This window comes from Aquamicrobium sp. NLF2-7 (assembly GCF_022359935.1).
Taxonomy (GTDB): Bacteria; Pseudomonadota; Alphaproteobacteria; order Rhizobiales; family Rhizobiaceae; genus Mesorhizobium; species Mesorhizobium lusatiense.
Map to the genome: position 1 here is coordinate 3,095,372 of NZ_JAKSED010000001.1, position 11,941 is coordinate 3,107,312.

The following is an 11,941-nucleotide window of genomic DNA, read 5'->3' on the forward strand; positions in this document are numbered from 1 at the left end:
ATGAGGACTGAACGTGGCAGCTGCTGACAAGGTCGACCCGATCCACCAGTTCCATATCAACAAGATCGTTCCGATCGAGATCGGCGGATATGATCTTTCGTTCACCAATTCGTCGCTGTTCATGGTGGTGACGGTTCTGGTGGCGTCGGCATTCCTCTATCTCGCCACCTCCGGTCGCCATCTGGTGCCGACGCGCTGGCAGTCTTCCGCCGAGCTGACCTACGAATTCATCGCCAACATGCTTAAGGATTCCGCCGGAACCCAGGGCATGCGCTTCTTCCCGTTCGTGTTCTCGCTGTTCATGTTCATCCTGGTGGCGAACCTGCTCGGGCTGTTCCCCTATTTCTTCACCGTCACCAGCCACATCATCGTCACCTTCGCTCTGTCGGTTCTGGTGATCGGCGTGGTGCTGGTCTACGGTCTCGCCAAGCACGGCTTCGGCTTCTTCAAGCTGTTCGCGCCGAGCGGCGTTCCCGCAATCCTGATCCCGCTGGTTGCGATCATCGAGGTCGTGTCGTTCCTGTCGCGCCCCGTCAGCCTCTCCGTGCGTCTGTTCGCCAACATGCTGGCCGGCCACATCACGCTGAAGGTGTTCGCGGGCTTTATCGTATCGCTGAGCGCTCTTGGTGGCGTCGGCGTTGCCGGTGCGGTTCTGCCGCTGGTCATGACCGTTGCGATCACCGGTCTCGAAGTGCTGGTTGCATGTCTGCAGGCCTATGTGTTTGCGATCCTGACCTGCATGTATCTCAACGACGCCCTGCATCCGGGGCATTGACGAAATCGCTCGCAGACGGTCTGCGTCGACGAAACCTGAAAAGCCATTCCACAAGGAGTTGAAGAAATGGAAGCTGAAGCAGCAAAGTACATCGGTGCCGGTATCGCGTGCCTTGGCATGGGCGGCGCGGCCATTGGCCTCGGCAACATCTTCTCGAGCTATCTGGGCGGCGCGCTGCGCAACCCGTCCGCCGCTGACGGTCAGTTCGGCCGCCTGGTGTTCGGCTTCGCCGTGACGGAAGCTCTGGGCATCTTCTCGCTGCTCATCGCCCTTCTGGCGCTGTTCGGCTGATTTGCCTTTGAATGGGGCCGCGCCGCAAACCGGCCGGCCCGAATGACAGGGACGAAAGATGTTCGTGACACCAGCCTACGGGCAAGAAACGGCGCCTGCGGATCAGGGCGCGACCGAGACAGGCATTGTGATCGGGACGGAAGTTCCGCACGAAGCTGTCGAGGAAGGTCTGTTTCCGCCCTTCAATCCTGAGAGCTTCGCCTCGCAGATTGTCTGGCTGGCCATCACCTTCGGTCTTTTCTACCTGTTCCTGAAGCGGGTTGCGATGCCGCGTCTTGCCGGCATCGTCGAGACGCGCTCCGGCAAGATTGCCAGCGATCTCGATCAGGCCGCGAAAATGCAGGAAGAGGCGGACGCTGCGGTGGCCGCCTACGAACAGGAATTGGCCGAGGCCCGCGCCGGCGCGATGGCCATCGGCCAGCAGGCCCGCGATGCGGCGGAGGCTGAAGCCGAAGCCGTCCGCAAGAAGGTTGAGGCCGAGCTCGACAAGAAGCTGGCGGAATCGGAGGCCCACATCTCTTCGATCAAGTCCAGCGCCATGAAGGATGTCGGCTCCATCGCTGAATCCACGGCTTCCGCCATCATCGAGCAGCTCGTCGGCAAGGCCGACAAGGCCGGTGTGGCTGCCGCCGTCAAATCCGTCGCCGGTTGAGGGCACAGACTATGGACGCAACATCTCTCGCCACAGTCTGGGCTACCGTCGCACTGGTGATTTTTATCGCGCTGTGCATCTATCTCAAAGTCCCGGGTATGGTCTCCAAGGCGCTCGATCAGCGCGCCGAGCGCATCCGCAACGAGCTTGAAGAAGCCAGGCGCCTGCGCGAGGAAGCACAGGCCCTGCTCGCCGAATATCAGGCCAAGCGCAAGGCTGCCGAGCTGGAAGCCTCCGAGATCGTCGACGTCGCGAAACGCGAGGCCGCCGCTCTCGCTGAAGACGCGAAGCGCAAGACGGAAGATTATGTCGCACGCCGCACCGCCATGGCCGAGCAGAAGATCGCTCAGGCTGAGCGCGATGCCGTGAGCGAAGTGCGCGCCAGCGCCGTCGAGCTTGCCGTCGAAGCCGCCCGCAAGGTGCTGGCTGACAAGACCGATGCAAAGGTGGACGCCGATCTGTTCAAGACTTCGGTTGCAGAAGTGAAGGCCCGCCTCAATTGAGCGAGGCCGGTTTCGGAAGAATCAAAAGCCGCTGGGGTAATCCGGCGGCTTTTTTCTTTTCAAAAAGTGGGCGAGGTGAAGGGGCCGGAAGTTTCTGCTGGAGAGGATGAGACGACCCGTCTTCCCGATCAACGAGTTTTGACGCTGCCTTTGTCCTCGCGGGCGTGATTCCAACCTGAAGTGAAGTTGGAAAAGGCTTGCAGCGTGCTTTCTGAGTGGTACGGAGCGGAGCATCATCAGCGCAGGCTGAGCGGTTTCGAAACTCAGGAAAATGAGAAGCTGCTTTTACTCTTCGCCTTGTGCCTTCCGGAATGGGGCGAAGGAAATCCGGTGCAGCCGCTTTACCGGGCCGTGAGCCTTGATGGCCGTGCGATGGCGGGCCGTCGCGTAACCCATGTGGATCTCGAACCCGTATTGGGCATGTATCCGCCCGCAATCGGCCATCATGCGGTCGCGCATCACCTTGGCGACGATGGAGGCTGCGGCAATGGATTGCGAGCGCTGGTCGCCCTTGACCAGTGCGCGGCCGAGGCAGGGCAGGCCGGGCGGTACGTCACGGCCATCGGCGAGCGCAAGCTTCGGCTGAACGGAAAGAGCGCAGACGGCGCGGCGCATGGCTTCAAGGCTGGCCTTGCGGATGTCTCCGGCATCGATGCTTTCGGCGCAGACGGAAGAGATGCCGACAGCGCGGGCCGCACTCAGCACCCTTTCGAACAGAGTCTCGCGCTGGGCATGGCTGAGGCGTTTGGAATCGTCCAGCCCCGGCGGAATATTGTCTGGGTCCAGCACCACCGCTGCCGCCACAACGGGACCTGCAAGGGGACCTCGCCCTGCCTCATCCATGCCTGCCACAGGCCACAGTCCTTCGGCTCTTGCCGATGTCTCGAATGAGAAATCGGGACGCTGGACGATATCGAAGAGAAGTGGAGAATCGGGGCGTAAGCGAACCATGATGCGGCGAAGTTCGCACTGGCCCCGATTCTCCGCAAGCCCCTGCCGCCGAGGGGAGCGGCGGGCAGGGGAAGCCGGCGGCGGGGGGAACGCCTTCCGGCTGAAGACAAGCCGGGACGACGGCTTGTCAGGACGAACATTGAAGGGCAGTCCTGCTTTCCACAGAAACCTTCTCAGCCCTTGTCTCACTCAACTCCAAACGCAAACCACTGCCGATCCAGCCAACCCGCTCCTGCTCGAATGGCTACAGGCAACACATACGCAAGTGCCATTCTCCCGCGTGCGCGCCAGCGCCGTTGCAATCGGTTCCGAAGCTTCGGGGGACATGATCCGGGTCCCGCTTCTTCGACGTCTTTCTGGCCGGGCAGACATCAGGCCGGTTTTCGCCTTCCAAACCCGGCCTGCGTCGGTTTCAGAGTAGCATCAGCTGTTCGCTGTGCTTCCCGGCTACGAACTGGTCGGTTCGCAGACTGAGGCGCTGTGTATTGAGGCCAAGTTTTTTGGCGGCAATCTCGAAACGCCGGCCGATCTGCCATGCGTAGGGGCCGGCACCTTTCATGCGCTTGCCCCATTCCGCGTCATAGTCCTTGCCGTCGCGCATGGAGCGGATCAGGGACATGACGTGCCGGTAGCGGTCCGGATAGTTGCGCAGCAGCCAGTCCTTGAAGATGGGCGCCACTTCCAGTGGCAGACGCAGCACCACATAGCCGGCCTCGCGTGCCCCGGCGGCGCGCGCCGAGTCGAGGATGCGCTCCAGTTCCTGATCGTTGAGCCCCGGGATGATCGGCGCCACCAGAACCGATGTCGGGATGCCCGCATCCGCAAGCTGCCGAATGGTTTCCAGTCGCTTGGTCGGCGTCGCCGCGCGCGGTTCCATCGTGCGGGCCAGCCTGCGGTCCATGGTTGTGACCGACAGGGCCACCTTGGCAAGGCCCCGCTGCGCCATGCGCGCCAATATGTCGATGTCGCGGGTGACCAGCGCCGACTTGGTGACGATGCCGACCGGATGGCCGCGCGCCTCCAGCACTTCCAGTATCTCGCGCATGATCCGGTACTGCTTCTCGATTGGCTGGTACGGATCGGTGTTGGTGCCGATGGCGATGGTGCGCGGCGTATAGCCTTCCTTCGACAGTTCCTTGTCCAGCAGGCGCGCCGCATCCGGCTTGGCAAACAGCCTGGCCTCGAAATCCAGCCCCGGCGACAGGCCCATATAGGCATGGGTGGGGCGTGCGAAGCAGTAGACGCAGCCATGCTCGCAGCCGCGATAGGGGTTCACCGAACGGTCAAAGGAAATGTCGGGGGAGCTGTTGCGGGTGATGATTGTGCGCGGCCGTTCCACCTGAACTTCCGTCTTGAACGGCGGCAATTCCTCGAGGCTTTCCCAGCCATCGTCGAACACATGGCGGCTGACCGGCTCGTAGCGACCGGAGGGATTGATGCCGGCAGCGCGCCCGCGAGCCCTGTCGGGCCGGAGGCGCAGGCCGCTCTGCTCTATCATCGCATTGGCCATTTCGCTGCGTCCCGTTCCGAAAGCTGCAACATCCGCCTGCACGATTGGTTCCATCCTGGCCTTCTCCCAAGAGGTGGGCTGAGACTGTCGAATCTCTGTTCTCATGAAATTATTCCTATCCCAAAATGAGAACAAATCAAGAACTTTGTTATGCGAACCGGGCCGGACCGACTTGCAACTGGCGCTGTTCCAGCCTGTGGGCTATCAGGCGTTTATGCTCAGCGTCATCATCGAGACATGCAACGACGAGGAAGCTCTGGCACGGACGCTCGCTTCGCTGGTGTCGGGTGCGGTGGAGGGGCTGGTGCGTGATGTCGTCGTCTGCGATCTGGGCTCCGGCGACTCAACACGTCAGGTCGCGGAGCATGCAGGTTGCGTGTGGACGACAGGCGGCATCGCCGATGCCGTCAAAACGGCGAAAGGCGACTGGCTGCTGCTGCTGGAACCGGGCGCGCGCCTGCTCGGCGACTGGACGGAAGCAGTGGCTGTTCACGCAGCCCGCTCCGGCACGGCAGCGCGGTTTTCGAGAGACCGGTCAAGCCGGGCACCCTTCCTCGCGCGCATCCTTTCACGGCCGGGGCCTCTGGCGCAGGGGCTGCTTCTGCCACGCAGGCAGGCCGTGGTGCTCGCGCGGCACGCAGACAGCGCCGCAGCACTCGCAAGAGGGCTCTCGCTGAAAACCCTGAGGGCTGCGATCCTGCCGGCAGCCCGCAAGGAGAAGAAGCGCGACGGGCTCTACTCCAGAGCATCGGACCGCAAAGTGGAGTCCGGTTTTCGGTGATTCCGATGCTCTCTCAGTAACTCAGATCGTCCTTTGTGCGTCCGAATGGACGCACGGCGATCTGGCAGGACGGTTGCGCGTTGAGCTGTCAGGCCATGAGGCGCAGGCTCCGTCGTTGCTACACGAAGGGCTGTCCGACCTTGTGCTTCGCCGGCACCAGCCGCTTCAGATAGGCATGGCCTTCTTCGGAAAGCCGGTTTTCCTGCCGGTGCAGGAAGCTGTCCGGCATGTGCCGCGTCTTGCCGGCAACATCGGCGAGCGGAACTTTGGCGAGGACCGTGCTGCCGTCATGCTGAAGCGCAACCGAGCCGCTGCCTTCGCCCGCAACCTGCACCGCGAAAGCGCCGGCTTCGAAGGCTTCACGGGCATCTGTCTGGCTTATGGAGCCGACATTGCCGCGCAGCAGGAAGCCGAAGGCATCCACCCGCGCGCGCTTGCCGGGAAGATGCTCGGCAAGCGCGTGTTCCAGCGCTGCGGTCAGATCGCTGCCCGAAAGCCTGACGTTGCCGTGCTGGTCGCGTTCCAGCCGCTCCGGCGGTACGAGGCTTTCGACAAGCGCTCTGCCATCGGCCGTGGAGACGCCTTCCGACACCGCGACCACGCAGCGCCCGTGGCGGTCGTAGGTCGAGCGGACATCATCGATGAAACGTGGAATGTCGAAGGCGCGTTCCGGCACATAGATGAGGTGCGGGCCGCTCGTCTCGTCCTGCTGCCATGCGGCGGAAGCGGCGGTGAGGAAGCCGGCATGACGGCCCATGACGATGCCGACATAGATGCCGGGCAGGGCGCGGAAATCGAGATCGACCGACAGGAACGCTCCGGCGACGAACTCGGCCGCCGAGATGAAGCCCGGCGTGTGGTCGTTTTCCACCAGATCGTTGTCGATGGTCTTGGGCGCATGCACCATGGCGATGGAACCGCCGGCCGCATCGCTGAGAATCTGCTGGGTGCCGGCGGTGTCGTTGCCGCCGATATAGATGAAGGCTTCCGCATCGACCTTCTTCAGGCCCGACAGGATCAGGTCGCAATAGGCGGCATCTGGCTTGTCGCGGGTGGAACCCAGCGCAGAACCGGGGGTGCCGGCGATCAGGCGAAGCCGTTCCTCGGGAAGGTCGGTGAGATCGACATAGTTGCCGTCGCGTATGCCGCGCACGCCATGCAGGGAACCAAGCACGCGCGCATCGGGATGGCGCTTGCGAACTTCAAGAACCGCGCCGGCCAGCGTCTGGTTGATGACCGCGGTGGGGCCGCCGCCTTGCGCGATGACGAAAGTTCCGGCCATGCTGACCTCCCGAATGTTCGAAATATATACGACTGCGCGTCTTGTATCGACGGGCAGTCGTATATTCAAACCGATTCGGGAGTTGTGTCAGATAACGACCACCGGATTGCGTTTCGAGGCGCGGTTGTAGAGGTCGATGATGTCCTGATTGATCAGCCGCACGCAGCCTGACGACACGGACTGGCCGATGCTCCACCATTCGGGCGAACCGTGGATGCGGTAGAGCGTGTCCTGCCCGTTCTGGAAGATGTAGAGGGCGCGCGCGCCGAGCGGATTGTCGAGCCCGCCGGGCTGGCCGTTCTGCCATTTCACCAGCTCTGGCCGGCGGCCGATCATCTCGCGTGGCGGCGTCCAGGTCGGCCATTCGCGGCCATACTGGATATTGGCGCGACCCGACCACGAGAAACCGGCCTTGCCGACGCCCACGCCATAGCGGATCGCCTCGCCGCCCGGCTGCACGAGATAGAGCAGGCATTCCTTGGTATGAACGACGATGGTTCCGGGTGCCTCTCCGGTCGGGTCGACCACGATCTGGCGGCGGAACTGCGGCTTGATTTTTTGATAGGGCACTTCCGGAACGGAGAAGCCACCGTCCGTCACCGCCGCATACATGACATCCGGGCTGGTGATCTGCCGATCGACGCTGATCGAGGGGCGCATGGGCTTGATCGAGCCGGTGGAACCGTAATCGAGGTTCAGCGCATCAAAGCCCGATGAGGCTGTGCTGCAGCCGCCGGCGGCCATCAGCGCGGTTGCGCCCATGCCCTGCAGCAGCAGGCGGCGGGGAAGAACCGGCGCACCCGGCTCGCCTGCGGCCGGCGACGACTGGTTCCGCGGCAACTCTGACATGTGTTTGATCCTGCGATACCGGCCGGGCCCCCAAGGTCCGGCACTCGCAGGTATTTTCAGCCGTCATGGTTTACAAACCGTGAAGCTTTCCCGGCACGGTTGCATTTCCGTTTGCCTGTCAGGCGGCCTGCGGCTCCCAGCTCGGGAAGGGATCGGGCAGGTCGCGCCAGCGGCCGGGCATGAAATCCCGTTCGGGTACGAGGCAGGCGTCGAGCTCGGCCCGGATCGCGACCTCGTCCATCGGGTCGCAGCCGATGAAGACGATCTCCTGCCTGCGGTCGCCCCACATGTCATCGAGATAGGGCCGCATGGCCGCGTGCCATTCGGGATGATCGGGCCAGCGCTGTTTCGGCACCGAGGCCCACCAAAGACCGCGCTTGCCCGTGCGCACCAGCGCGCCGGCCTGGCTGAGTTCGCCGACATAATGCGGGCGCGTTGCCAGCCAGAAGAAGCCCTTGGCGCGCACCACGCCCGGCCACGAGCGGTTGACGAAGGCCTTGAGCTTCACCGGGTCGAACGGCCGGCGCTCGCGATAGACGAAGGAGCGGATGCCGTATTCTTCCGTTTCCGGCACATGGTCGGCAAAGCCGTTGAGTTCCTTGAACCAGAGCGGATGGGTCTCGGCCTTGTCGAAATCGAAGCGGCCGGTGTCGAGCACCTTGTCCAGCGCCACATTGCCGAAATCGGTTTCGATCAGTTCGGCATCGGGGTTCAGGGAGCGCACGATCCTGCGGGCCATCTCCAGATTGTGGGGCGGGGTGTCGGACACCTTGTTGAGGATGACGACATCGGCGAACTCGATCTGCTCGACCAGAAGGTCGACGATGGCGCGGTCGTCCGCGTCGCCGGCGATCTCGCCGCGATCGCGCAGGAAATCCTGCGAGCCGTAGTCGGTGAGAAGGTTTGCCGCATCGACCACGGTGACCATGGTGTCCAGCCGGGCAACGTCGGAGAGGCTGTCGCCGTTCTCGTCGCGGAAATCGAAAGTGGCGGCGACGGGCAGCGGCTCGGCGATGCCGGTTCCCTCGATCAGCAGATAGTCGAAGCGGCCTTCCTGCGAGAGGCGGCGCACTTCCTTGAGAAGATCGTCGCGCAGGGTGCAGCAGATGCAGCCATTGGTCATTTCCACGAGCTGCTCGTCGGTGCGCGACAGGTTCGCACCTCCGTCACGCACCAGCGCCGCGTCGATGTTGACCTCGCTCATGTCGTTGACGATGACCGCCACGCGACGGCCTTCGCGGTTGTTGAGAATGTGATTGAGAAGCGTGGTCTTGCCGGCTCCGAGAAAGCCGGAGAGCACCGTCACCGGCAGGCGTCGGTTCTGCCCCGCTGTGCTTGGCCCGGTTGTTTCTGGCATGGCTATGTCTGGCATGGCTGGCCTCCTGATCCTGAGGATTGTCGAAACGGAGCGTCCGGCCGCAGCGGCCGGACGCGAAAGACAGGATGTCCGTGCTGGAAATCAGTGCTCCAGCATCTCGTGAACGATGCCTTTTGCATCCAGCGACGAGGGGTAGTAGGTCGGCCAGTTCGTCACTTCCTCCAAAAGGGCAGCGCGATCGTTGCCCCAGTAGAGGTGGTAGTGATCGGAGGCATCCGGCGCGATCTTGTGATCGCTGAACTGCATGAATTCCGGCGCAGCCGCATCGCCTTCCACCTTTTTGAAGATGAAGCGTACGCCACGATTACCGGCCTTGTAGGTCAGGATTTCATGACCATCGCTGGCATAGCGGGCCTTGAGCGGCTTGCCGTCCTCGAAGAACGTCACGGTATCGCCGTCGATGGTGATGCGCTCGACATTGGTGCGGTAGCCGATGTCGTAATAGGCCTTGTATTCCTCCGCGCTCTTGTCGCCTTCTTCGGCCTTGTGCGCCATCACGGGATCGAGCGTGCCGTCCTTCAGGTAAGGATAGACCGACTGCCAGTCCCCCGCCCAGTCCGTCAGGGCACGGTCCTTGACCTGATCATCCTTGAAGTAGCCCTTGTAGATCTGATCGTCGCCATGGTGGTGCCCATGGCCATGCCCATGTTCATGAGCGTGGTCGTGGCCATCCTCGCCCTCGTGATCATGCGACTTGCCCGTGCCGCCCACGGCAACGATGTTGAAGGGCCTGCCCTCCACGGTGATCTCCCCGGCCTTTTCAAAGGAACCTGCATCGACGATGTGGATCTTGCTGTTCAGCGGATCGGTGACGAACACCTTGTCGGAGGCAACGGTCACGCGCGGACGAGGATCGCTCCAGTGGCCATCCATGGAATAGGGCTCGGTGAGCTTGAGCGAATGGGCGATCTCGCCCTTCAGCACGTCCACCTGATGAAGCTGGCCGTCCTCGGTGATGACGTAGACGAATTTCGAGCGGATCGGGTCGACGGCGAAATGAACGCGGCGCGTGGGAAGCTGCACCAGACGGAAGGCGTCCTGTTCCGACGGATCGACCAGCACGATGCGGTCCGGACCATAGTTGCCGACGAAATACTGCAGGCCCTTGCCGCCGATCAGTGTCGAGGAACTGCCGTCGGGCAGCTTGTCGGAATAGGGCAGGTGGCGGATTTCAGGCACGTCGCCGTCCTGCGAGATCAGCAGCAGTCCGGTGTCGCAGGCGAGCGCATAGAGGCTGCCCGATCCGGCCGAACCATGCAGTCCGGGGCAGGCGACGTCTTCGCCGACCGGTTTGCCGTCGAGATCGACAAGCCGCGCGCCGATCGGGCGTTTGGAGGCATCCTCGGGGTTGGGGATGGTCACGACAGCATGCTTGTCGAACGGCACCGCCACGCCGTGATGCGGGGCGACGACGCCGATCTCGCGCAGCTGCGGCTTGCCTTCGAGGGCTGCCTTCTCGGTGAAGAAGCGGGCTTTGTCCTCGCCGTCGAACCATTGCGCGACATTGCCCTGGCGCTCGACGAAGTGGGCCGGCCTGGAGCCTTCCAGCGTGGTGTCGAGCAGTTCGGGGTCGTCCACGTCGATGTCGCCATGGTCGCCATGGTCATGGAAGGCAATGCCGGTGGAGATGGCCGATACGGTGCCGGCCGCACCCTGCACGGCAAACACGGTCTGGCCGCTTTCGGTGCGGTAGAGCGATGCCGGTCCCTTGATCCGGAAAGTGCCCAGCTTGTCGCCGTCGAGGGCGTCGATGACATTGACCACGGGTTGATCATGGTCGGAGACGAACAGCCGCCACGCCGTCACGTCGTCCTCGTCGGCCAGCACGGGGCCGGTCCAAAGGCAGGCTCCCAGCGCCAGCGCCGAGGCCGCGTAGAAGAATTTTCTCATATCACTCTCCTTGATGTTATTACATTACAAATCAGCAGAAACTGAACGCAATCCGGGTGTGTTCGCTCTCACTGCGAAGTTTGGGCAGGGCCGGCCGGCGTCTCAGGCAAGCGCCGGCCGGCCAGGAGGGCGCGGGCGGTTTCGGGGTCAGTGGCCGGCCGCATCCCTGATCGTGGCGAGGTTCCGGCGCATCATCTCCGCATAGGTCGCGGCCGGACCGTCCTCTTTGGACAGCGCGTCGGAATAGAGCGTGCCGCCGAGCTTCAACCCGGCTTCCGAGGCGATCTGCTCCACGAGCCGCGAATTGGAAATATTCTCCGCGAACACCGCCACGGCACGCTTGCCGGCGATTTCGCGCACCACGCCTGCGACATCGGCCGCCGAGGCTTCCGCGTCGGTCGAGACGCCCTGCGGGGCAAGGAAGGTGACGCCATAGGCATGCTCGAAATAGCGGAAGGCATTGTGGGCGACGACGAAGACGCGGCGATCCTGCGGGATCGCGGCGACCGTTTCGCGGATCTCCTTGTCGAGCGCGTCGAGCTTGCCGTCATAGGCCTGAGCGTTCGCCTCGTAGGTGGCGCAGCCCTCGGCGTCCGCCTTGCAGAAGGCGTCGGCGATGTTCTTCACGTAGACTTTCGCGTTGGCGACCGATTGCCAGGCATGCGGGTCGAGCGGGGCCTCATGGAAAACTGCCTTGCCGCCGACATAGTGATAGTGCCCGCCCGCGGGGTCGTTGAGGATTTCGGCGCCCCTGGTGGCTTCCACCACCGTGGCCGAAGTGCCGCTCGCCTCGATCAGGCGCTGGAGGAAGCCCTCGAACATGAGGCCGTTCACCAGCACCACGTTTGCCTTGGCGACGGCGATGGCATCGGCGGGTTTCGGCTCGTAGACATGGGCGTCGCTGTCGGGGCCGACGATGGTGCGCAGTTCGATGCGGTCGCCGCCGACTTGCCTTGCGAAGTCGCCGAGGATCGAGAAGCTGGCGATCACGTTGAGCTTTTCAGCCGCTGCGACGGGCAGGGTCGAGCTTAATGTTATAACAATCAGTGCGGAGGCGAGCTTGCGGAAGAGGGTCATTC

11 protein-coding genes and 2 pseudogenes are annotated in these 11,941 nt (G+C 63.1%); 5 read left to right on the forward strand and 8 right to left on the reverse strand.

Translation table 11 applies throughout. The features are described 5' to 3' along the window. The first annotated feature begins 13 nt into the window (after positions 1-13). From MIC97_RS15200 to MIC97_RS15215, 4 genes are all read left to right on the forward strand, one after another. Positions 14-775: a F0F1 ATP synthase subunit A gene (locus MIC97_RS15200; protein WP_239800705.1), complete on the forward strand. Its 762-nt coding sequence runs from the start codon at positions 14-16 to the stop codon at positions 773-775. A gap of 66 nt (positions 776-841) precedes the next feature. After that, a complete protein-coding gene (locus tag MIC97_RS15205) occupies positions 842-1,066 on the forward strand; it encodes a F0F1 ATP synthase subunit C (protein WP_035024691.1) in 225 nt (74 codons plus the stop codon). A gap of 58 nt (positions 1,067-1,124) precedes the next feature. Continuing rightward, positions 1,125-1,718 carry a F0F1 ATP synthase subunit B gene (locus MIC97_RS15210; protein ID WP_239800706.1) on the forward strand — a complete coding sequence of 198 codons (594 nt, stop codon included), beginning with the start codon at positions 1,125-1,127 and terminating at the stop codon, positions 1,716-1,718. A gap of 11 nt (positions 1,719-1,729) precedes the next feature. Further along, the gene (locus MIC97_RS15215) at positions 1,730-2,221 is read left to right on the forward strand and encodes a F0F1 ATP synthase subunit B (RefSeq protein WP_239800707.1); all 492 of its coding nucleotides are present in this window, start codon (positions 1,730-1,732) and stop codon (positions 2,219-2,221) included. Between the two features lie 285 nt (positions 2,222-2,506). Here the strand turns inward: MIC97_RS15215 and MIC97_RS15220 are convergent, their stop codons facing one another. Then, complete coding sequence (locus tag MIC97_RS15220) at positions 2,507-3,172, reverse strand: ribonuclease HII (RefSeq protein ID WP_239800708.1); 666 nt, start codon at positions 3,170-3,172, stop codon at positions 2,507-2,509. Positions 3,173-3,584: 412 nt separating this feature from the next. Beyond that, positions 3,585-4,736: a PA0069 family radical SAM protein gene (locus tag MIC97_RS15225; RefSeq protein ID WP_239800709.1), complete on the reverse strand. Its 1,152-nt coding sequence runs from the start codon at positions 4,734-4,736 to the stop codon at positions 3,585-3,587. Positions 4,737-4,854: 118 nt separating this feature from the next. Between MIC97_RS15225 and MIC97_RS15230 the strand changes: the two genes are divergently transcribed. Then, positions 4,855-5,463, forward strand: a complete 609-nt coding sequence (locus MIC97_RS15230; protein ID WP_345773553.1) for a glycosyl transferase family 2 — start codon at positions 4,855-4,857, stop codon at positions 5,461-5,463. 118 nt (positions 5,464-5,581) lie between these two features. On the opposite strand, the gene MIC97_RS15235 is transcribed toward MIC97_RS15230, so the two are convergent. The 6 genes and pseudogenes from MIC97_RS15235 to aztC form a co-directional block, all read right to left on the reverse strand. Beyond that, the gene (locus MIC97_RS15235) at positions 5,582-6,745 is read right to left on the reverse strand and encodes a diphosphate--fructose-6-phosphate 1-phosphotransferase (RefSeq protein ID WP_239800710.1); all 1,164 of its coding nucleotides are present in this window, start codon (positions 6,743-6,745) and stop codon (positions 5,582-5,584) included. A gap of 87 nt (positions 6,746-6,832) precedes the next feature. After that, positions 6,833-7,594 carry a L,D-transpeptidase gene (locus MIC97_RS15240; RefSeq protein WP_239800711.1) on the reverse strand — a complete coding sequence of 254 codons (762 nt, stop codon included), beginning with the start codon at positions 7,592-7,594 and terminating at the stop codon, positions 6,833-6,835. A gap of 118 nt (positions 7,595-7,712) precedes the next feature. After that, the gene (gene zigA, locus MIC97_RS15245; protein WP_239800712.1) at positions 7,713-8,966 is read right to left on the reverse strand and encodes a zinc metallochaperone GTPase ZigA; all 1,254 of its coding nucleotides are present in this window, start codon (positions 8,964-8,966) and stop codon (positions 7,713-7,715) included. A gap of 87 nt (positions 8,967-9,053) precedes the next feature. After that, positions 9,054-9,632, reverse strand: a pseudogene (locus tag MIC97_RS25235) (metal-binding protein ZinT); the annotation flags it as partial. 54 nt (positions 9,633-9,686) lie between these two features. Continuing rightward, a pseudogene (gene aztD, locus MIC97_RS15250) lies at positions 9,687-10,862 on the reverse strand (zinc metallochaperone AztD); the annotation flags it as partial. Positions 10,863-11,009: 147 nt separating this feature from the next. After that, positions 11,010-11,939 (reverse strand): zinc ABC transporter substrate-binding protein AztC, encoded by a 930-nt coding sequence (aztC, locus tag MIC97_RS15255; RefSeq protein WP_239800714.1) that lies wholly within the window; start codon positions 11,937-11,939, stop codon positions 11,010-11,012. Between the last annotated feature and the right edge of the window lie 2 nt (positions 11,940-11,941).

Coding starts and splice junctions, on each gene's coding strand:
- MIC97_RS15240 (WP_239800711.1), bottom strand. CDS start 7,594: ATGTCAGAGTTGCCGCGGAACCAGTCGTCGCCGGCCGCAGGCGAGCCG.
- MIC97_RS15210 (WP_239800706.1), top strand. CDS start 1,125: ATGTTCGTGACACCAGCCTACGGGCAAGAAACGGCGCCTGCGGATCAG.
- MIC97_RS15205 (WP_035024691.1), top strand. CDS start 842: ATGGAAGCTGAAGCAGCAAAGTACATCGGTGCCGGTATCGCGTGCCTT.
- MIC97_RS15235 (WP_239800710.1), bottom strand. CDS start 6,745: ATGGCCGGAACTTTCGTCATCGCGCAAGGCGGCGGCCCCACCGCGGTC.
- aztC (WP_239800714.1), bottom strand. CDS start 11,939: ATGACCCTCTTCCGCAAGCTCGCCTCCGCACTGATTGTTATAACATTA.
- MIC97_RS15215 (WP_239800707.1), top strand. CDS start 1,730: ATGGACGCAACATCTCTCGCCACAGTCTGGGCTACCGTCGCACTGGTG.
- MIC97_RS15220 (WP_239800708.1), bottom strand. CDS start 3,172: ATGGTTCGCTTACGCCCCGATTCTCCACTTCTCTTCGATATCGTCCAG.
- zigA (WP_239800712.1), bottom strand. CDS start 8,966: ATGCCAGACATAGCCATGCCAGAAACAACCGGGCCAAGCACAGCGGGG.
- MIC97_RS15225 (WP_239800709.1), bottom strand. CDS start 4,736: ATGGAACCAATCGTGCAGGCGGATGTTGCAGCTTTCGGAACGGGACGC.